A 19,949-nucleotide genomic window follows, 5' to 3' on the forward strand; every position below is an offset into this window, starting at 1 on the left:
CGTGGACACACGCCTCCGGCAGCCCCGCATGACATTCCCGCAGGTCAACCACCAAACCCACCGACCACGTGTGCCCGCCTACTGATGAAGTCGGGCGACTGCTGCACGGCACCGCGCAGCAGGTTCCCGCCACCAGGCACCATTTTGACGTCGGCATCACAATGCCGCGGCCATGCCAGGGACGCACGGCGGATGCCCCGCCGCGACACTGCGCCAGCGGCGCATCGACCTTTTTGAGAGCGACCTCAAAATGGTCACCGCAACGTTGTAGCCCCGCACGGGGCCGGACAGGGCGCGGAACAGCGCTCCAGTCAGCCGCCGCGCAGCAGCCCGGCGACCTCACCAGGAAGCGTGCCCAACAACAACCTACGCACCGCCATCACCGCCTAGCACGCCGCACCCCACCCCGCCGAATAGGCGCCCGCCGCCAGGCACGACGAAGCCCCGCCCGGACAGGGTCCGCGCGGGGCCGTAGGGGACTGCGGCGCTACCGGATCACGTCGTCGGGGGTTGGCCCGGCGCCAAGCAAGATGGCGCAGTCTGGGCAGGCTTGCAGGGTGTATCCGGGGCCGCTGGTGGCCGGTATGAAGCCGACCGCAACGGGCGCTTCGGTCTCGTCGCCGCAGTGGTAGCAGGAGATGGCGGCGTGCCCTCGGGGCCACTGATCGCCGACGGTATTTGCGTGGTCGTCCTGGTGGCCTACGTCGCGTACACACGGGAGGCACCGGCGGTCGACGGCGGGCCCGTTGCCCCATCCTGGTTGCCGGGCGTCGCACGTGAGGATTCCGCGGAAGTGCTGGATGCAGTTCGGGCAGGCATGCAGCGTCATATCCGAGCCGCTGGTAGCAAGAACGCGCCCCACCGGCACCTGAAGTCGGGTTGGCAGTCCACAGCGGTAGCACGGCGCCGCCCGGTCCGAGGGAGCCAGATCAAACCGGCGGTGAGCAGTCACGCGACCCTCCCCTTCACGGCGAACGCAGACACAGGGAACGGGGCACCGTCGTACACGTACGGGTAATCCACCCCCATGGTGGCGAGCACTGCCGCACGTCGCCGCTCCCGGATCGCGTGCAGTTCGAGCGTGGTCTCGGCCCGCTGCCGGAAGAACTCGGCCGCCTCCTCCTTGGTTGGTCCCGTCCAAGGGCGGGACCAAGCGTCCACAGAGGCAGGCTCGGGGGTGGGCGCGGGTTGTGCTGCCAGGTAGGCCGCGGTGTGCCGACCGGGCCGGGGTCGGCGGGTCCACGGAAGTAAGGCGAGCACCCAATCAAGGGCGCGGGCGATAGCATCGCGCATACGTCGTTCAGCTCCTACAAGCTGTATCGGCGAGCCCCGAGCGGACCGGGCCTAAGCGGCCTGCTCGGGGCGCTGCTGTGTGGTGTTCTGGGCGGTTGAACTGTCAGTCGCCCCGGGTGCGGTGGATTTCGTAGACGGGGTAAGCCACCGGCGTACCGTCCATCCGGCCCAGGAAGACCGTGGTGCGGGCGAACCCGGCCTTGGCCAGCACGCGGCCAGAGGCAGGGTTGTCGGGGTGATGCTTGGCGCTCAGCCTGTCCAAGTGGGTGGTGGTGAACGCGTACGCGATGACCTGTTGGACGGCGGCGGTGCCGTACCCGCGACCCCAACTGTCGTCCCGCAGGACGTAGCTCAAGGTGGCGTGACCGGTGCCGCGGTCCCGGAACTTGATCAACCCGAGCAGGTCATCGCCGGCGGTGACGCCAAAGCACCATCGTTCGCGGGGAGTTGCTCGGGCCTGGGCGATGGCGGTGGTGACGTAGGTGGTGGCTTCCTCGATGGTCATGGTGTGGCCGCGAGTGAAGGTGACGGAAGCGCCGCTGTAGATCCTCTGCACGGCCGCAGCGTCGCCGGGGACTAGGTCCCGCAGCGTGATCACTGGGCTTCCTCGATGATGGTGACCAGGTCGGCGGCGGTGGGCCGCTCGTCGGCGGCTGGCACCATGCACGCCGTGACGATCTCCTCGAAGACTGGGAAGGGCCACGGCCGGGCGTCATCAAGGCGGAGGCGCTTCCCGTCGGCGATGGCGCGGAGTTTGTCCATCCGCGGGGTGTCGTCGGCGTAGGGGATGGGGCGGTGTCCGGTCCAGCACCAGAACAGGGATGCGGCCAGTCCCCAGATGTCAGCGGGCGGTCGGGCCTGGACGTGGGTGTCGTCGGGGGTAGTCAGGAGGGCGTCGGCGATCTCGGGGGCGGTGGTGTGGGTCAGGGCGCCCCGGTACGGAAGCCGCCCCGCCTCCTCGGGCCCGCACGACAGGGCGAAGTCGAAGATGGCGGCGCGGCCGTCGCGGGTCACGAGGGTGTTGGTGGGCTGCACGTCGGCGTGGGCCCAACCGGCGGCGTGCAGTCGTTCAAGCTGCTCCGCCCAGGTTCGGGCGATGCCTAGGAGCCACGGCCGTACCGAGGGCCGGTCGCCCTCGGAACCGCGGGCCAGAGCCAGGGCGTTCCACAGGGGTGTTCCGTCGATCCAGCGGACCGCCAGCCACCGGCCGCCCTCCCACGCGCCAGCATCGACCCGGTATTCGGGACTGAGGGCGCCCGCGTCGGTGAGGGCGAGGAGGTGCCGGTCTTCCTGGGCCATCTCCGCAGCCTTGTCGCGGCCTGGTGCGACCTCGGGGTTGTTGGCCTTCAACGCGGCAGTGCCTCGGGGGCCGATGGCCTTCCACGCCCGGGAGCCTCGCCGGTCACTGAGCAGGTTGCAGGTGACCGGGCCCAACAGGTGCTCCAGAGCTGTTACTGCCTCGGCGGGAGGTGCTGCGCCCATAGTCTGATGTCCTTCCAGTCGTGGCCGAGTTGGCTGAACACGTCGCGGCCGTCGTCCCTCGCGGACGTCATGGCAGCGGCCAGTTTCGGGGTGCGTTGCAGGAACCGGCCGTCACGGGGCCTGATAGCAGCCCGCACCGGGAGGAACGAAACCGGCGGTGGCGGGATACTGCGGCCGCTGCGGTCGGCGCGCTCCTCCCCTGCGGCGAACTTGCCGATCATCAAGCCCACCGGCCCGTACAGGTGCTTCAGGGCCCAGTGCGGCCACTGCAACACCTCCCGTCCCGCGCCCAGGACGGCGACGTTCTCGCACACGAACGCGCCATGGGCACGGGCCACCAACGGCCGGACCCATTCAGCCGCTTGCACAGCGGCGTGGAACACCTCGGCCTCGACATCCGCGGGAGCGCCCACGGCTTCGTAAAGCGTCCAGCCGGTCAGGCCGCGGTCGAGGGAGGGGGCGAGGTAGGGGCAGTGGGCAGCCACGGCTCGCACGTAGGCGTCGACGTCCGCCCTGGGGGTGATGGTGCGGGGCGCGATGAGGCGGAGCGCCCCGGCACTGGGCCGGAGCGCTCCGCCAACCGACATGGCGGTCACAGGGTTGCTGCCACCGTCTGCCGCGCGGGGGCGGCCACGTCGTCGCCGCCGGGGGCCGGCGAGCAGTCCCATTCGGCGACCACGGTCCCGGTCTCCCGGTAGTGCCCTAACCCCTCGTGGTCCAGGCGCCCGTGCTGGTCGGTGAACCAGATTTCCGGCAGTGGCCCGAACAGTTCCTCGTAGGCACGGACCCAGGAGATTTCGCCGGTTCCCACGTTCGACGTGTGCCCGATCGGACGCCCGGCGTGCTCGGTGCAGAACGCCTGATAGTCCGGCGTGTTCAGAAGGCGGTGCCATTCGGCGTCGATGGCCGGAGAGAACATCTCCGGGGCAGTCCGCCCGGCGTCGAACTGTCGGGCGGTGACCACCAGGAACTTGCCGAGTTCGACCTGTTCCACGGTTTTGGTGCTCATGATGCGCTCCTCTCGTTGAGTTGATTCGAGCGGTGCCGGCGGCCTGCGGGGCTGTTCTGTTCTCCCGACGGGCCGCCGGGGTTCAGGGGCGGCCGGGTGAGCTACGGGGGCAACCACGCCGAGCCTCGACGGCCTCGGCCATCGCCACCAGGCCCATATCCGTTCGGCCAGTCGCAGACGGCGCTCACAACCGCGTCCACTCGCCGCGGCGTCGCAGCACGGAGTACGCCTGGACGTCTACCGGGTGCAGCTTGCGGATCCGCTGCCCGTCAGCGCCCCCGCCGAACAGCGGGCGCAGCACCCACCGGGCGGCGGGCCCGCCCGGCGCCTCGATGTCGGTGCAGACCCACTTAGCGCCCGTCTCGTTCTCGGTCACGAGGTCCCCGACTTCCGGCAGCGTGAGCGCGCCCTGCGCCTCGGAAGGGCCGGCGCTCACTGGAGGGCCTCCCACTCCGCCCCGCACCCCTCGTAGCCACTGGCGGCGTCGGCGACGCCTTGGCGACGGGCCACCTGGCCGGGAGTTCGGCGCGTGGGCGCAGTCGGGTTACCGATCAGCGAGCGCGCCGCGACGAGGAACACGCCCCCGTCGCGCAGTCGAGTGCGCACGGCTTCGAACTCGGGTACAGGCTCGGCGAGCATGGTGGCGCTGTAGGTGACGACGCCGCGCACCGCCGCAGCGGACACCAACTCACAGATGCGTGCCCAGCCCGGCCGGGACTCCAGTGGAGCCTGGCGGTCGGTATCCGTCACGGCCTCGACGGCGATCCAGTCCCGAGAGGCGGCGTACTGCCGGCAGTAGTCGACGAGGAGTTCGGCGGCGTCCTGTTCACCCGTGGCGACGTAGAGCGCGACCGGAACTCGGCGGGAGGCGGATATCTCCATGCCCGCAACCGTCTCGCCACACACGGTCATCATGAAGATACGGGGCGGATGACTTCGACGAGTGGTCAGTGCTCAAGTCGTCCGCCCCGTATGCCAGTTGAGGAATCAACTGGGAAAACTCGTCCGGCGCGTACCACTCAGAGCGCGGTTCGTGCCGTCGCCGGCAAAAACCCACCCGCGCCGGCCGCCGACGTGCCGATCAGCTCCGAAACCCGCCGTAGCCGCGCCGTGGACGCCTTCCCCACCTTTTGCACGATCACCCCGGGCAACGCCTGGTGACGTCCCCACTCCGGGGCAGCCCTCAGTGCCGCTTCCAACGTGTCCAAACTCGCGTCCCACATCTTCGCGTCTGCCTGCGCCATGGCCTTGTCCATCGCATACCGGTTCCGCGCCGCCGGGGTGAGCTGCGAGACGTCATGGATGGAGCCTGCGAGTTGTAGCGCCTTCCCTGCCTGCCCAAGAGAGACGTTGACGCCGACGGCCTGCGTCGTCGCCGTGACCGGCCCGAACAGCGTCCCGTGCGCGCGGTGCTCGGCCCCCATCCGCGCGCCGGCGGCGTGGCTCTGGCTGAGGTAGTCGGCGGTGCGATCTTTGTCGCCCATCCGAGAGGCGACCACGGCCGCGAAGTTGATGTGGCTGCCGTACACGGTCAGTTGCTCCGGCGTGGCCGTCGAGAATCGCGGCTCGATGTCCACCGCCGCCCGCTCCGCCAGCGTCAGAGCCTCCGCCAGCCGGGCATCGCGCAAGTACACCCAGGCGCGCCCCGACTTCACCAGCGCCGCCCGCAGGTCATCACTCGCCCGCTCCGCGGTGGCCTGCGCATGACCGATCGCCGCGTAGGCGAGATCCCGGTTCCCCAACAGGTTCGCCACGTATCCCGCGACACGGTACGCGTCCGAAAGCGCCCCCAGCACGCGCGCCTGCTCCCCCACCGGCGCGGAGTGCACCGCCGCGGCGGCCGACGTGACGAACGGAGCCGCCACCGTACCCGCCTCGGTGTAGTGCCCCCGCCAGTACAAGTCCCAGCAGCGGGCCGTGATTTCCGCCAACTCATCCAGCGTCGGCACATGCTCGACGTCCGGGAGCGCCCCGGCCGCCGTGTCGTGCACCGCGCAGGACAGGGCCCGCATCACGGACCGGTCCGCTCGGTCCATCGTCCGCCGCGGCGCCTGCTGGCCGAGGATCACTGAGGTGTCGACGCGGAGCGCGTCCGCGATCTTCAGGAGCGTCGGCAGGCTCAACGCCCGGTCCTGCTCCGCCTTCTGAACGGTCACGACGGATAGACCGGTCATCTCCGCAAGATCGGTTTGCCGGATCTCCCGCCCCCGCAGGATCTTGATTCGCTCGCCTGTCGTGTAGTCGGACCACCGCGCCATAATTACCGTGCTCCTTCAGGTCGTTACTGCCTACTTCGGAAGGTACCCGCGCCCCAGGCTCCGGGGACACGCTTCGGCCCGCCTCACCTTGCGGAGACGGGCCGTTGGCGTATGGGACGGAATTCCTAACGGTTGACAGCGAGGGACAGCGATACCAAGGCCCCACACTGATCCGCGCTCCCCTTCGAGAACGCGACTTGCGCATCGTTCGCGGCCACCGAGGCCGGACAGTCTTACGCTCGATCTCGATCCCCCTCCCTCCGAGCGGCCGTTGCGCATACCACCCGGGCGGCTGGCATGCGCAACGGCCGCCAGTTCCTGGAAGCCGGCGGCCGCAGTCGTTGCGGGAAGAGTCCGAGGTTCTCCTCATGTCCCGGATTTACTCGTGCACATGCCCGCGGCAAGAGCGATCACGGCCAGCGCAAGTGATCGCTGCATGCGTGGGCTGTGTTGCGCCTACTCGGCGGGGATGGCCTTGAAGTAGGCGTATTCACGGAAGTTAGGAAAGACGCTGGGCTCCATGGACAGCCAGCCCTTGCCGCCCCGATTAGGACTGGGGTAGGTCGCATACTCCTTTGCGCCCCCGAGGGTTTTCCGGGTGATCATGTAGCCCTGCGAGTGGGGGGTGAGGGTAAAGCGATCGGAGCCGCGGACCTCGCAACCGCCAGGCTTCGCCAGGTAGACGCCCTCGAAGCTGGTGCACCAGGTGGTGTAGCCGCCCCAGTTGGAGCTCGTGGAGGTGATGGTGTAGGTGCCGTCGTCCTGCTTGTGGAAGACCAGGGGCGTTCCGCGCGACCCCGCTTGGTTGGTCAGGAGCGCGTAGTCCCACCTGCCGTGTTGCTCAAAAGTGATACCCCGGTTCGAGACCGTCTCGACGAGGTAGTACGGCTTTCCGTCCACGACAGGGTCTGCCAGCGTGCTCGCGGCCGACTGGGCCCTCGCATGGTGGGTGGCAACGGGCTGAGCGGTCGCGCCGGGAATGGAGAGCACTGTCACCGCGGCACACCCGGCTGCGGCCAGAGCCAGTGCGCACCGCGGGCGAGACAGTTGCGACTTCTTCACGAGCGTCCTCCTGGACTGAAGTGGCTGCACCGTTCATTGATGCGACGATCAGACTTCCCGTGCTCAACTGCACGTGGCCAGACGATTTTCAGTCCAGTGATGAGTTAGTCACCATGGGCGACAGTTCGAAAATAAGTACGGCACACGTGCGTCCCAGCGGGCAAAGCGACGTCAAGATGGAAACGGCTGAACCGGATCGGCCTTGTTGCGTGATTCTGTTCATCCGGCAGTGATCCCGTTCGGGATCGCATCTTGCCCCGAGCCTCCTGCACCGCTCGTGCCCTGAGGGCACACCCAGGGCACAAGGGCCAGGAAGGGCCCGGAAAACGGCGGCAACTACTGAACGTAGTTTTCGCAGCTCACGGACCCTTCCGCCACAAAACCGCAGGTCAGGCGATCAAGCGGGAAGTTCGTCAACTACCGCTGATCGCGCCCCCGGTGGGGGCGTGCGGCACGCAGGGAAGCCGTTGGGGCGGCGCGACACGGGGACGCGCCGCCCCAACGGCGTTCCCGGGCACGGGAGTCGGCCCGGGGCCGCGCAACGGCCGTACGCCCGGCGGGCACAGGACCCACCGGGCGCGCGGGGCGCGGCTTACGGGTGGTACTTCTCCTCGACCGTCTCGGCGGCGCCGGACTTGCGGTCCATGGTGACGCGGACGGTCACGCTGCTGGTCTTCGCGGCCTTCTCCAGCTGCTCCTCGGTGCACTTGGAGGTGCCGTAGCCGTCCTTGCCGATGGTCACGCGGCCGTCGTCGATGGAGCAGATCGCGGCCGCGCCGAGGATCCGCGTGTCGTTGGCGACGTAGAACGCCTGGTCCATGCCGCCGCCCTCGGGCTTGACGATCAGCTTGCCGGGCGCGAGGTACTCCAGCTTGCCGACGAAGGTGCGGTGGCTGCCCGCGTGGGCGACGCCGCCGCCGGCGGGGGCGGAGCTGGCGCCGGTGTGGCCGCCGCCCCCGGAGGTGGCGCCCCGGGCGGCGGACGGCGCCGTCCTGCCGCCGTTCTGGCCCTGCGCACCGGAGTTGTCCGCGGGCGGGTTCGAGGCGTGCTGCGCGTCGGACGGGGCCGGGGAGCCGGCAGGGGCCGGGGAGCCGGCGGGGGCCGCCGCCCCGGAGTCCGGCCCGCAGGCCGTGGCTCCCAGGCCAAGCGCAGCGGCGGCGACGAGGGCGGCGGCGAGGCGGCGGCCGGCGCGGCCGCGGAAGCGGTTGGTGGCGGTGGCGGTGTTCATCGGGTCTCCCGTTGCGGTTGCTCTCGTCTCGTTCCCGGACGGCAATCAGCTTCGGGGACGGGGCTGGCGTTCCGCTAACGGGCGACTAATGCACGCAACGGCACCGCCCGCCGCCGGTCAACGGGTGGCGAACGGCTGGTCCGTGGGGACGATTTCGCGGCCCAGGGGGAGCAGCGAGAGCGGGACCATCTTGAAGTTGGCGATGCCGAACGGGATGCCGATGATCGTCACGCACAGGGCGATGCCGGTGACGATGTGGCCGAGCGCCAGCCACCAGCCGGCGAAGACGACCCAGATGATGTTGCCGATCACCGAACCGGCGCCGGCGTCACGCCGCTCGACGGTCGTCCGGCCGAACGGCCACAGGGCATAGCCGGCGATGCGGAAGCTGGCGATGCCGAACGGGATGGTGACGATCAGGACGCAGCAGATGATTCCGGCGACGACGTAGCCGATCGCCATCCAGAGACCGCTGAGGATCAACCAGAGGACGTTGAGGATGAACTTCATGATCGGCAGCCTTCCACGGGCGGGGTGGTGAGTGGTTCCGCCGTCCAAGACGCGAGCGACCTGGTGGAACGTTGCGTCGCCGGGGCACCGGTCCCCGAAGGAGTGACCCGGGGCGCCGTCAGGGGCGGTGGTGGCCGGCCATCTGTTCCAGGCGGGCGATGCGCTCGGGCATCGGCGGGTGGGTGGAGAAGAGGCGGGTCAGGCCCTCTCCGGGGCGGAACGGGTTGGCGATCATCATGTGGCTGGCGGTCTCCAGGCGGGGCTCGGGGGGCAGCGGGAGCTGCTGGGTGCCGCGCTCCAGCTTGCGGAGCGCGGAGGCCAGCGCGAGCGGGTCGCCGGTGAGTTGGGCGCCGGAGGCGTCGGCCTGGTACTCACGGGAGCGGCTGACGGCGAGCTGGATCAGCGAGGCCGCGATCGGGCCGAGGAGCATGATCAGCAACATCCCGATCAGGCCCGGGCCCTCGTCGTCATCGTCGGAGCGGCCCACCGGGATCAGCCAGGCGAAGTTGACCAGGAACATCACGACCGAGGCCAGCGCGCCGGCGACGGAGGAGATCAGGATGTCGCGGTTGTAGACGTGGCTGAGCTCGTGGCCGATGACGCCGCGCAGCTCGCGCTCGTCGAGTATCTGGAGGATGCCGTCGGTGCAACAGACCGCGGCGTTACGGGGGTTGCGGCCGGTGGCGAAGGCGTTGGGCGCCTGGGTCGGGGAGATGTAGAGCCGGGGCATGGGTTGGCGGGCGGCGGTGGAGAGCTCGCGGACCATGCGGTAGAGCTGTGGCGCCTCGAACTCGCTGACCGGGCGGGCCCGCATCGCCCGCAGGGCCAGCTTGTCGCTGTTCCAGTACGCGTAGGCGTTGGTGCCCACGGCGATCAGGACGGCGGCGATCAGGCCGGTGCGGCCGAAGAAGCTGCCGATGACGATGATGAGTGCGGACAGTCCCCCGAGGAGTACGGCGGTCCTGAGCCCGTTGTGCCGGCGGTGCACGGTACGCCCTCCAGGTGGTGCGGCAGGGGAACCCTTGGCTGCGTTTCTCCACTCTCCAGTGGACCCTTACTCACTGGTCAACGCGAGAGGGGCGGGCGTGGTTCCCCGGGCGTGCCTGGTCAGGGGCGGGCGGGGGTGCCCTTAGGGGGACCGGTCGCGGCGGGCGGGCTCCCGGCCGCCGCGACCGGCGCCGCGGGCCCGCCCGAGGGGCGGCGCGGGGTCCTACAGGAGGGCGCCGGCGGCGAAGCGGAGGACGAGTTGGGGGGCGCCGGAGAGGACGACGCCCAGCGCGGTCGCCAGCGCCAGGGCGGTGCCGAGGGCGGCCGGGATCCGGGCCGGGGGCTGCTCGGCGGTCCCGTCGGCCGGGGCCGTCGCCGGCCGGAAGAGGACCGCCGTCCACTGGAGGTAGTAGTACAGCGCGATCACGACGTTGACGGCCATGACGACGGCGAGCCAGCCCAGGCCGGCGTCGACGACCGAGGAGAAGACCGTCACCTTGGCGAACAGGCCGATGATGCCCGGGGGCAGGCCCGCCAGGCAGAGAAGGAAGAAGCCGAGGGCGAGTGCCACCAGGGGACGGCGGTGGTAGAGGCCCCGGTAGTCGGCGAGGCGGTTGGCGGGGCTGGTGCGGGACACCAGGGCGGCGACGGCGAACGCCCCGAGGTTCACCGCGGCGTACATCAGGGCGTAGGCGACGGTGGCGCCGACGGCGTGCGCGGGGTCGTGGGCGTAGCCAGCGGCGGCGATCGGGACCAGCAGGTAGCCGGCCTGCCCGACGGAGGACCAGGCCAGGAGGCGGACGGCGCTGTGGGCGCGGGCCGGGTCCTGGCGGAGCGCCGCGGCGTTGCCGACGGTCATGGTGAGCGCGGCGAGCACGGCCAGCGCCGGGCCCCAGACGTTCGCGTACGAGGGGAAGCCCTGGACGGTGACGAGGATCAGGCCGGAGAAGCCGACGGCCTTGCCGACGACGGAGAGGTACGCGGCGATCGGCAGCGGGGCGCCGACGTAGGTGTCCGGCACCCAGAAGTGGAAGGGGGCGGCGGCGGTCTTGAAGGCGAAGCCGACCAGGGTGAGCGCGACGCCAGCGCTGGCCAGGGTGGCCAGCCGCGGGTCCGGGAGGGCGGCGAGGGCGTGCGCCACCCGGGACAGGTGCAGGCTCCCGGTGGCCGCGTAGACGAAGCTCACGCCGAGGAGCATCACGGCGGTGGCGGCCACCGAGGAGAGGAAGAACTTCAGCGCCGCCTCGGAGGAGAGCCGGTCGCCGCGGCGCAGCCCGACCAGGGCGAACGCGGGCAGCGAGGCGACCTCCAGGGCGATGACCAGGGTGGCCAGGTCCCGGGCGGCGGGCAGCAGGGCGGCGCCGGCGGCCGAGGAGAGCAGCAGGAACCAGTACTCCCCCGCGGGCAGGTCGTGGTCCTTGAGGGTGTCGATGGACAGCAGGGCGGTCAGCAGCGCGCCGCCGAGCACCAGGAACTGGACGATCAGGGTGAAGTGGTCGGCCGCGTAGCTGCACGCCTGCGGCTGGCCGGTCAGGCAGAAGGTGCGGCGGTGGCCGTCCAGGAGGGGCAGCAGCAGGAGCGCGGCGGCAACCAGGCCGGCGGTCGCGCACCAGCCCAACAGGTGCTTGCGGCCGGCCGGCAGGAAGAGGTCGGCGACCAGCACCACCAAGGCGACGGCCGCGGTCAGGGTGGGCGGGGCGATGGCGAGCCAGTCGACGGACTGGACCAGCGAGGTGGCCTGACTCATCACTTACCGCCTCCGAGGAGCTGCTGGACGGCCGGGTTCGTGAGGCCGAGGAGGGCCGCGGGCCACAGTCCGGCGAGGACGGTGAGGGCGGCGAGGGGGCCCCAGGCCGCGTACTCGTAGCGGGCGAGGTCGGGGACGGCGGGGGCGGGGGCCGGCCCGCCGGTCTCGCCGGGGGCGGTCGCGGCCTTGAGGGTGCCGCCCATGCAGACCCGGCGGACGACCAGCAGCAGGTACGCGGCGGTCAGCAGGGTGCCGAGGCCGGCCAGCGCCATGAACGTGAGGAAGGCGGGACGGCTGAGGCCGGCGGCCGGGTGGTAGGCGCCGAACATCGTCAGCATCTCGCCCCAGAAGCCGGCCAGTCCGGGCAGGCCGAGGGAGGCGACGGCGGCGAAGGCGAGCAGTCCGCCGAGGCGGGGGGCGCGGCCGTAGAGGGCGGCGCCGGTGGTGCCCGAGAGGGTGTCCAGGTCGGTGCTGCCCAGGCGGTCCTTGAGGCCGCCGACGAGGAAGAAGAGCAGGCCGGTGATCAGGCCGTGCGCGATGTTGGCGAACAGCGCGCCGTTGACGCCGGTGGGGGTCATGGTGGCGATGCCGAGCAGGACGAAGCCCATGTGGCCGACGGAGCTGTAGGCGATCAGGCGCTTGAGGTCGCCGCTGCCTCCGGAGCGGACCAGGGCGAGGCAGGCCAGCGAGCCGTAGACGATGCCGACGGCGGCCAGCGCGCCGAGGTAGGGCGCGAGGGTGTGCAGGCCGTCGGGGGTGATCGGCAGCGCGATCCGGACGAAGCCGTAGGTGCCCATCTTCAGCAGGACGCCGGCCAGCAGGACCGAGCCGGCGGTGGGGGCCGCGGTGTGCGCGTCCGGCAGCCAGCTGTGCAGCGGCCACATCGGGGACTTGACGGCCAGTCCGATGCCGACGGCGAGCACCGCGATGACCTGAACGGTGTGGCTGAGCTGGGTTTTCGGGCCGTTGTCAGTGGCCAGTGCGACCATGTCGAAGGTGCCGGATTTCAGCCCGATGAGGAGGAGGCCGAGCAGCATCACGACGGAGCCGAGCAGCGTGTAGAGGATGAACTTCCAAGCGGCCGCCTGGCGGCCGGCGCCGCCCCAGCGGGCGATGAGGAAGTACATCGGGATGAGGACCATCTCGAAGGCGAGGAAGAACAGCACCAGGTCCAGCACCGCGAAGGTCGCGAGGGTGCCGGATTCCAGGACGAGGAGCAGCGCCACAAATGCCTTGGGGGACGGGCCCGTTGGCATCTTGAAGTAGCTGTAGAGGGCGCAGAGGAAGGTCAGCAGCGCGCTCAGGACGAGGAGGGGGAGCGAGATGCCGTCGATGCCGAGGTGCACGCGGATGCCGAGCGCCGGGATCCACCTGAGGTCGGTGGTGGCCTGCATACGCGCCGGGTGACCGCGGTCGAAGCCGGCGGCCAGCGCGAGGGTCGCGACGAGCACCACGCCGGTGACGGTCACGCCGTGGCGCAGTACGGCCTGGTCGGGGTTCTTCCCCCTCAGGCCGGGCGGGGCCGGCAGCAGGGCGGCGAGCGCGCCGACCAGGGGGAGGACGACGGCGCCCGCGAGGAGGATCTGCATGGCGGTGTGGTTCACGGTCAGGCTCCCGTGCCCGTAGCGACGAGGACGGCGGCGATGGCCAGGACGAGCGCGCCGGCCAGCAGCGCCCCGAGGTAGGTCTGCACGTTCCCGGTCTGGGCGCGGCGGACCGCGGCGCCCAGCCAGCGGGGGGCGGCGCCGGCGCCGGCGACGTAGGTGTCGACGACCGCGCGGTCCAGGAAGCGGACCAGGGTCGCGGCCGCCCGGGTGGGCCGGACGAACAGCGCGGAGTAGACCGCGTCGAGGTGGAAGCCGGCGGCGGCGTGGCGGTGCAGCGGGCCGAGGAGGAGCCGGCCGGGGTCGGCCGGGTCCGCGGCGCCGGGGGCCGGGGGGTGGCTGACGATGGCCAGTTCCTCGGCGAGGGCGGGGGCGGCGTCGTCGGCCAGCGCCACCGCTCCGGCGGGGGTGCGGGTGGCGAGGGCAGACGAAGGGGGCGCCGCGGAGCGGCTCGTTGAGGGGCGGTGGTCGGGCGACGGGTGGGTGTGGCGCCAGGCGGCGTAGGTCATCAGGCCGCCGATGAGGGCCACGCCGGTGCCGAGGACGGCGGTGGTGGTGGTCGGGGCGAGCGAGCGCCCGTCGAACCAGGCGGGCAGGAGGGGGGCGGCCAGTCCGAGGCCGACGGTGGGGATGAAGAGCACCCACAGGACGCCGGTCATGGCGCGCGGTTGGGGACCGTGGTCGGGGACCTCGGGGCCGGTGCCGTGGAAGGTCAGCAGCCACAGTCGGGTGGCGTAGGCGGCGGTGAGGAGGGCGGTGAGCAGACCGGAGAGCAGCACGGTCCAGCCGGCGGCGCCGGGGATGCCGGTCGCGTGGCCGGTGGCGGCGTGCTCGGCCGCGCCCAGCACGGCCTCCTTGGAGAAGAAGCCGGCGAACGGCGGGATCGCGGCGAGGGCGAGCAGGGCGACGCCCAGCGTCCAGGCGGCGTCCGGGATGCGACGGGCCAGGCCGCTCATCCGGGACATCGCGGAGAGCGAGTTGGTGCCGGCGGCGTGGATGACCACGCCCGCGCCGAGGAAGAGGAGGGCCTTGAACGCACCGTGCGACAGCAGGTGGAAGACGGCGGCGCCGCGGTCGCCGACGGCCAGCGCGCCGGTCATGTAGCCGAGTTGGCCGACGGTCGAGTAGGCCAGCACGCGTTTGATGTCGTCTTGGGCGAGCGCGGCCAGGGCGGAGCCGACCATGGTCACCGCGGCCAGGGCGGCGAGCACGATCAGCGCCGCCGCGGAGGCGGCGAAGACCGGGAGGAGGCGGGCCACGACGTAGACACCGGCGGCGACCATCGTCGCGGCGTGGATGAGCGCGGAGACCGGCGTCGGGCCGGCCATCGCGTCCGGCAGCCAGGTGTGCAGCGGGAACTGCGCCGACTTGCCCGCGACGCCGGCCAGCAGCAGCAGCGCGATCAGCGTCGGGTGGTGCAGGCCGTCACGGGCGATGTGGCCGAGGATGCCGGTGATCCGGAAGGTCCCGGTGTCGGCGGCCAGCGCGAAGATGCCGAAGAGGAACGGCACGTCGCCCAGTTTGGTGACGAGGAACGCCTTGAGGGAGGCGGTGCGGGCGGCCTCGGTCTCCCAGTAGTGGCCGACGAGGAAGTACGAGCAGATGCCCATGACCTCCCAGCCGACCAGCAGCACCATCAGGTCGCCGGTGTAGACGACCAGCAGCATCGCGGAGGTGAAGAGCGAGACCAGCGCGGCGTAGGAGGGGTAGCGCGGATCGTCGCGCAGATAGGCCGTGGAGTAGATCTGCACGCAGGTCGCCACGGTGCCGACGAGGACGGCGATCAGGGCGGCGAAGCCGTCGACGTGCAGCGCCAGGTCGATGGGGAGCGAGCCGGTCGGGGTGAGCCGGGTGGCGACGTCGGTGGCCGGGCCGCCGCCCTGGCCGACGGCGACGGCGACGGTCAGGACCGCCGCGGCGAGCGTCGGCAGCACCGCCAGCGGGCGGACGAAGCCGGGCGAGCGCCGCCCCATGAGGAGGCCGGCGACGGCCCCGAGGAAGGGCAGGAGGGGGACGAGTACGGCGGTGGTCGTGAGCGTCACGCGGTGGCCTCCGCCCCGGTGTCCGAGGGGGCCGCGGCCGATCCGTCCGCGGTGTCCGGTCCGGCCGGCCGCTCGGCGAGGTCGCGGAGCCGGTCGATGTCGGAGCTGCCGCGGTTGCGGTAGACGAGCAGCACGATCGCCAGCCCGATGCCGATCTCGGCGGCGGCGACGGCGATGGTGAAGAGGGTGAGCGCCTGGCCGCCGTGCAGGGCGTCGCGCAGCCAGACGTCGAAGGCGACGAGGTTGAGGTTGACGGCGTTGAGCATCAGCTCGACGGACATCAGCACCAGGATCGCGTTGCGGCGCGCGAGCACGCCGTACAGGCCGGTGCAGAAGAGGAGGACGGCGAGGACCGCCGGGTAGGCGAGATGCATCAGTGCCGCCCCTCCCCCGCGGCGGGGGCCGAGGTCTCGGCGGCGCCCTTGGCACCGCCGCCCCGGCGGGACAGCACGATCGCGCCGACGAGCGCGGCGAGCAGCAGGACGGAGAGCGCCTCGAAGGGCAGCACCCAGAAGCGGAACAGGCTGCGCCCGGAGACCTCGGAGGAGCCCTGGACGGCCCCGTCGAGGTCGATCCAGGTGGCGCGGAAGGCGTCGACGACGACCCAGACCAGGACCGCGGCCGAGGCGCCGGCCACGGTGAGCGCGGCCCAGCGGTTGCCCGAGTCGGCGTCCGGCGAGGGGCCGATGGGCGCCTTGGTGAGCATCAGCCCGAAGAGCAGCAGCACGACCACCGACCCGACGTAGATCAGCACCTGCACCCAGGCGATGAACTCGGCGGTGAGCAGGAGGTACTCCACGGCGATCCCGCCGAGGGCGACCACCAGCCACAGCGCGGCGTGCACCAACTGCCGGGAGGTGACGGTCACCAGCGCCGCGCCGAGGGTGGCGAGGCCGACGAGGACGAAGGCGATCTCGACGCCGGTGGGCGAGAGGAAGCCGTGGCTTGCGGCGGCGAGCGTCACGTTCCCTCCCCCTTGGTGGTGTCGTCAGCGGTGGTCTGCTGTTCCGGTGCGGCGGCGGCCTGTTGGGCGACCAGCTTGTCCGCGGTCTTACGGGCGGCGGCGATCTCCTTGGGCTCCTCGGCCGCCGGGTCCAGCGCGGGCGGCTCGGGCACCGTCCACATCCACTCGCGCAGCTTGTCGCGCTCGTGGGTCAGCTCGCGGATGTCGGTCTCGGCGTACTCGAACTCCGGCGACCAGAACAGCGCGTCGAAGGGGCAGACCTCGATGCAGATCCCGCAGTACATGCACAGCGCGAAGTCGATGGCGAAGCGGTCGAGCACGTTCCGGCTGCGTTCGCGGCCCCCGGGGGCGGCCGGCGGCACCGTCTCCTTGTGGGAGTCGATGTAGATGCACCAGTCGGGGCACTCGCGGGCGCACAGCATGCAGACCGTGCAGTTCTCCTCGAACAGCCCGATGACGCCGCGGGTGCGGGGCGCGAGGTCGGGCTGGACGTCCGGGTACTGCGCGGTGACGGACTTCCGCGTCATGGTGCGGAGCGTGACGGCCAGGCCCTTGGCCAGGCCGGATCCGGGGATGCCCATGGCTAGGAGATCACCACCTTGATGACGCCGGTGAGGGCGATCTGGGCGAGCGCGAGCGGGATCAGGACCGTCCAGGCCAGCTTCTGGAGCTGGTCCTCGCGCAGCCGCGGGTAGGTGACCCGCAGCCAGATGACGACGAAGCTGAGTGCCACGGTCTTCACCAGCGTCCACAGCCAGCCCAGGCCGTCGGCGCCGAACGGGCCGTGCCAGCCGCCCAGGAAGAGGACCGCGGTCAGCGCGCTGAGCACGACGATGCCGGCGTACTCGGCGAGCAGGAAGAGCGCGAAGCGCAGGCCGGTGTACTCGGTGTACGCGCCGAAGATGATCTCGGAGTCGGCGACCGGCATGTCGAACGGGGGCCGCTGGAGCTCGGCGAGTCCGGCGGTGAAGAACACCACGCCGCCGATGAGCTGCCAGGGCACCCACCACCAGTGGAAGGCGTCGAGGATGCCGGGCAGCGAGAGGGTGCCGGCGGCCATCGCGACGGAGGCGGCGGCCAGCAGCATCGGCAGCTCGTAGGCGAGCAGCTGCGCGGCCGTCCGCAGGCCGCCGAGCAGGGAGAACTTGTTGGCCGACGCCCAGCCCGCCATCAGCGAGCCGAGCACGCCGACGCCCATGACGGCGAGCACGAAGAAGATGCCCGCGTCCAGGGCCTGCCCGACGGCGTTGCCCGGCCCGATCGGGATCGCGACCATGACCAGCAGGTACGGCAACAGGGCGACCGCGGGCGCGAGTTGGAAGATCCGCCGGTCGGCGCCGGCCGGGACGACGTCCTCCTTCTGCGCGAACTTGACGCCGTCGGCGACGAGTTGGGCCCAGCCGTGGAAGCCGCCGGCGTACATGGGGCCGAGGCGGCCCTGCATGTGGGCCATGACCTTGTGCTCGGTCTGGCCGATGACCAGCGGGAAGACCAGGAAGACCACGAAGACCGCGAGCAGGCGCAGCACCAGGGCGAGGGTGTCGCTCATGGGGTGTCGCCTCCTTCGTCGTCGGTGCGGTCGGCGTCGGTGCGGTCGGCTTCGCCGGGGGGTCGGGGGGACGCTTCCGGTGCGGGCCGGGGCTCTTGGGGCTTCCGCGGCGGCTCGGGGCCGTCCTGCGGCTCCGCCCCGGCCTCGTCGAACGCCGGGCGGGCGTGGTGCCAGGGCGCGTCGGAGGAACGCGGGGGCGCGGGGTCCTCGGGGGCCGGGCCCTTGGGGGCGGGGTCCTCCGGGGTGGCCCCGGTCGCCGGCTGTTGGCTGACCGAGCCCTGGCTCACGGAGCGGTTGCGGCGCGGCGGCCGGTCCGGGCGGGCCGCGCGGGCCGGGCGTTCGACCGGCGCACCGGTCGCGGCGTCCGCCTCCGTGCCCGCTCCGGCGGCCGGCTCGGTGTCCGTCGTCTGCTGGCTCGCCGAGCCGGCGCTCACGGAACGGGTGCGCCGGGGCGGGCGCTCGCCGGCGGCGCCGGCCGCCCGTGCGCCCCGGGCCGGTCGCGCCGGGGCGGCCGGCAACTGGCCCTTGAGCGGCCCCCATTCGTTGGGGTCCGGGACCCCCGGCGGCAACATCTGCCGCCGCTTGGGGCCCCCGTGCTCGGATTCGCCCGGCTCCTTGGCGCCGGGCCACGCCTTGGCGACCCGCGCCGCCAGCACGAAGTCCTTGCGCAGCGGGTGGCCCTCGAAGGTCTCCGGCAACAGCAGCGGCACCAGGTGCGGATGGCCGGTGAAGTCCACGCCGAACATCTCGTGGGTCTCCCGCTCGTGCCAGCCGGCGCCCGCGAAGACGCCCACGGCGGTGGGCAGCGCGGGCGCGTCGTGCGGCACGGTGGTCCGCACGACCAGCCGGCGGACGGCGCCGGGGCGCGTCACGTCGACGAGGTGGGCGCAGATCCGGAAGCCGGTGCCGGGCTCGTCCACGGCGCTCAGCCAGTCGAAATAGCTGCAGCCGAGGGCGTCGCGGGCGGTGGTCAGCGCGGCGGTCCAGGCGTCGGCCGGGACGTCGACGGTCAGCAGGTCGTAGGCGAGTTCCGCGGTGGCGCCGGCCCCGAAGAGCTCACCGGCCGGGCCCGGCAGCCAGCCGACGACCGGCTCGGCGGCCGGCTCGGCGGCCACGTCCTCGGCCGGCCGCTCGGGCTGTTCCGGCTGCTGCGTCATCGGGGCTCCTCCCCCGCGTTCGCCGGGGCGGTCGGGGCGGCCGGCGGGGCCACCAGGCCGCTGCGGAGGGCGGCGGCGGACGGCCGGGCGGTGCGCGAGTAGCGCTCGCCGAGCGACTCGCGGGCGATCTTCTCCTGGAGCTTGAGGATGCCCTGGAGCAGCGCCTCCGGCCGCGGCGGGCAGCCGGGGACGTACACGTCGACCGGGATGATCTGGTCCACGCCCTTGGTGACCGAGTACGAATCCCAGTACGGGCCGCCGCAGTTGGAGCAGGCGCCGAAGGAGATGACGTACTTCGGCTCGGGCATCTGCTCGTAGAGCCGCTTGACCGCGGGCGCCATCTTGTCGGTGACGGTGCCGGAGACGACCATCAGGTCGGCCTGGCGCGGGCCGGGCGCGAACGGGATCACGCCGAGCCGGATGAAGTCGTGCCGGGCCATGGACGCGGCGATGAACTCGATGGCGCAGCAGGCCAGTCCGAAGTTGAAGACCCACAGGCTGTAGCGGCGGCCCCAGTTGAGGACCACCTTCATGGGTTCGGGGGCGAGCCGGGCCAGCGCGCCGAGGCGCCGGGGCTCCGGCAGGGGCACGGGGGCGGCGCTCCCGGGCGCGGCCTCGGGGCCGGTGGGGGCGGGGGTCACGTCCATTCCAGGACGCCCTTCTTGTACGCGTAGAGCAGGCCGACGGCGAGGAAGCCGAGGAAGATGAACATCTCCACCAGCGTCACACCGCCGAATCCCGGGGCGGCGAAGACCGTCGCCCAGGGGAAGAGGAAGATCGAGTCGACGGCGAAGACGACGTAGAGGAAGGCGTAGACGTAGTAGCGGACCTGGGTGTGTGCCCAGCCCTCGCCGACCGGGTCGACGCCGCACTCGTACGTCAGCAGCTTCTCCGGGGTGGGCACCACGGGCCGCAGCAGCCGCCCGGCCCCGAAGGCCACGGCGACGAACAGCACGCCGACCACGGCGATGATCCCGACGGCCGAGTAGCCCTGGAAATAGTCCGCGGCGACGGTGGTGCGTACGGTCGCGTCCGGCACGTCCGCCCCTCGCTCCCT

General features: G+C 71.8%; 22 protein-coding genes. All 22 read right to left on the bottom strand.

Going from position 1 to position 19,949, the window contains the following annotated elements:
• Positions 1 to 948: 948 nt before the first annotated feature.
• Positions 949 to 1,161 (bottom strand): hypothetical protein, encoded by a 213-nt coding sequence (locus ACIQU6_RS16240; RefSeq protein ID WP_403482271.1) that lies wholly within the window; start codon positions 1,159 to 1,161, stop codon positions 949 to 951.
• Between the two features lie 235 nt (positions 1,162 to 1,396).
• Positions 1,397 to 1,891: a GNAT family N-acetyltransferase gene (locus ACIQU6_RS16245; protein ID WP_403482272.1), complete on the bottom strand. Its 495-nt coding sequence runs from the start codon at positions 1,889 to 1,891 to the stop codon at positions 1,397 to 1,399.
• Positions 1,888 to 2,775, bottom strand: a complete 888-nt coding sequence (locus ACIQU6_RS16250; protein WP_403482273.1) for a protein kinase — start codon at positions 2,773 to 2,775, stop codon at positions 1,888 to 1,890. The genes ACIQU6_RS16245 and ACIQU6_RS16250 overlap by 4 nt, the downstream gene beginning before the upstream one ends.
• A complete protein-coding gene (locus tag ACIQU6_RS16255) occupies positions 2,745 to 3,362 on the bottom strand; it encodes a hypothetical protein (protein WP_403482274.1) in 618 nt (205 codons plus the stop codon). The genes ACIQU6_RS16250 and ACIQU6_RS16255 overlap by 31 nt, the downstream gene beginning before the upstream one ends.
• Positions 3,363 to 3,367: 5 nt before the next feature.
• On the bottom strand, positions 3,368 to 3,784 hold the full coding sequence (locus ACIQU6_RS16260) for a hypothetical protein (RefSeq protein WP_403482275.1): 417 nt from the start codon (positions 3,782 to 3,784) through the stop codon (positions 3,368 to 3,370).
• Positions 3,785 to 3,968: 184 nt separating this feature from the next.
• The gene (locus ACIQU6_RS16265; RefSeq protein WP_403482276.1) at positions 3,969 to 4,220 is read right to left on the bottom strand and encodes a hypothetical protein; all 252 of its coding nucleotides are present in this window, start codon (positions 4,218 to 4,220) and stop codon (positions 3,969 to 3,971) included.
• Positions 4,217 to 4,666 (bottom strand): recombinase family protein, encoded by a 450-nt coding sequence (locus ACIQU6_RS16270; RefSeq protein WP_403482277.1) that lies wholly within the window; start codon positions 4,664 to 4,666, stop codon positions 4,217 to 4,219. Before ACIQU6_RS16270 ends, ACIQU6_RS16265 begins: the two co-directional genes overlap by 4 nt.
• Before the next feature lie 137 nt (positions 4,667 to 4,803).
• Positions 4,804 to 6,042, bottom strand: a complete 1,239-nt coding sequence (locus tag ACIQU6_RS16275; RefSeq protein ID WP_403482278.1) for a helix-turn-helix domain-containing protein — start codon at positions 6,040 to 6,042, stop codon at positions 4,804 to 4,806.
• Between the two features lie 456 nt (positions 6,043 to 6,498).
• On the bottom strand, positions 6,499 to 7,104 hold the full coding sequence (locus ACIQU6_RS16280) for a hypothetical protein (protein ID WP_403482279.1): 606 nt from the start codon (positions 7,102 to 7,104) through the stop codon (positions 6,499 to 6,501).
• A gap of 592 nt (positions 7,105 to 7,696) precedes the next feature.
• Positions 7,697 to 8,332, bottom strand: a complete 636-nt coding sequence (locus ACIQU6_RS16285) for a hypothetical protein (RefSeq protein ID WP_403482280.1) — start codon at positions 8,330 to 8,332, stop codon at positions 7,697 to 7,699.
• Positions 8,333 to 8,449: 117 nt separating this feature from the next.
• Entirely contained in the window at positions 8,450 to 8,842 is a 393-nt protein-coding gene (locus ACIQU6_RS16290) for a YccF domain-containing protein (RefSeq protein ID WP_403482281.1), read from the bottom strand.
• 118 nt (positions 8,843 to 8,960) lie between these two features.
• Positions 8,961 to 9,830 (bottom strand): zinc metalloprotease HtpX, encoded by an 870-nt coding sequence (gene htpX / locus ACIQU6_RS16295; RefSeq protein WP_403482282.1) that lies wholly within the window; start codon positions 9,828 to 9,830, stop codon positions 8,961 to 8,963.
• 222 nt (positions 9,831 to 10,052) lie between these two features.
• Positions 10,053 to 11,576: an NADH-quinone oxidoreductase subunit N gene (locus tag ACIQU6_RS16300; RefSeq protein WP_403482283.1), complete on the bottom strand. Its 1,524-nt coding sequence runs from the start codon at positions 11,574 to 11,576 to the stop codon at positions 10,053 to 10,055.
• Positions 11,576 to 13,165, bottom strand: coding sequence for a NuoM family protein (locus ACIQU6_RS16305; RefSeq protein WP_403482375.1), 1,590 nt, complete (start codon positions 13,163 to 13,165; stop codon positions 11,576 to 11,578). The genes ACIQU6_RS16300 and ACIQU6_RS16305 overlap by 1 nt, the downstream gene beginning before the upstream one ends.
• A gap of 17 nt (positions 13,166 to 13,182) precedes the next feature.
• Positions 13,183 to 15,222 (bottom strand): NADH-quinone oxidoreductase subunit L, encoded by a 2,040-nt coding sequence (locus ACIQU6_RS16310; protein WP_403482284.1) that lies wholly within the window; start codon positions 15,220 to 15,222, stop codon positions 13,183 to 13,185.
• Positions 15,219 to 15,596: an NADH-quinone oxidoreductase subunit NuoK gene (gene nuoK, locus ACIQU6_RS16315; RefSeq protein ID WP_403482285.1), complete on the bottom strand. Its 378-nt coding sequence runs from the start codon at positions 15,594 to 15,596 to the stop codon at positions 15,219 to 15,221. The genes ACIQU6_RS16310 and nuoK overlap by 4 nt, the downstream gene beginning before the upstream one ends.
• Positions 15,596 to 16,186: an NADH-quinone oxidoreductase subunit J gene (locus tag ACIQU6_RS16320; RefSeq protein ID WP_403482286.1), complete on the bottom strand. Its 591-nt coding sequence runs from the start codon at positions 16,184 to 16,186 to the stop codon at positions 15,596 to 15,598. The genes nuoK and ACIQU6_RS16320 overlap by 1 nt, the downstream gene beginning before the upstream one ends.
• Entirely contained in the window at positions 16,183 to 16,767 is a 585-nt protein-coding gene (locus ACIQU6_RS16325; RefSeq protein ID WP_403482287.1) for a NuoI/complex I 23 kDa subunit family protein, read from the bottom strand. Before ACIQU6_RS16325 ends, ACIQU6_RS16320 begins: the two co-directional genes overlap by 4 nt.
• A 2-nt stretch (positions 16,768 to 16,769) precedes the next feature.
• Positions 16,770 to 17,735 (bottom strand): NADH-quinone oxidoreductase subunit H, encoded by a 966-nt coding sequence (locus ACIQU6_RS16330; RefSeq protein WP_403482288.1) that lies wholly within the window; start codon positions 17,733 to 17,735, stop codon positions 16,770 to 16,772.
• Positions 17,732 to 18,892 (bottom strand): NADH-quinone oxidoreductase subunit C, encoded by a 1,161-nt coding sequence (locus ACIQU6_RS16335; RefSeq protein WP_403482289.1) that lies wholly within the window; start codon positions 18,890 to 18,892, stop codon positions 17,732 to 17,734. Before ACIQU6_RS16335 ends, ACIQU6_RS16330 begins: the two co-directional genes overlap by 4 nt.
• Positions 18,889 to 19,539, bottom strand: coding sequence for an NADH-quinone oxidoreductase subunit B (locus tag ACIQU6_RS16340; protein WP_403482290.1), 651 nt, complete (start codon positions 19,537 to 19,539; stop codon positions 18,889 to 18,891). Before ACIQU6_RS16340 ends, ACIQU6_RS16335 begins: the two co-directional genes overlap by 4 nt.
• Complete coding sequence (locus ACIQU6_RS16345; protein WP_403482291.1) at positions 19,530 to 19,931, bottom strand: NADH-quinone oxidoreductase subunit A; 402 nt, start codon at positions 19,929 to 19,931, stop codon at positions 19,530 to 19,532. Before ACIQU6_RS16345 ends, ACIQU6_RS16340 begins: the two co-directional genes overlap by 10 nt.
• Positions 19,932 to 19,949 lie beyond the last annotated feature (18 nt).

It is taken from the genome of Streptomyces sp. NPDC090442, assembly GCF_044769405.1.
Taxonomy (GTDB): domain Bacteria; phylum Actinomycetota; class Actinomycetes; order Streptomycetales; family Streptomycetaceae; genus Streptomyces.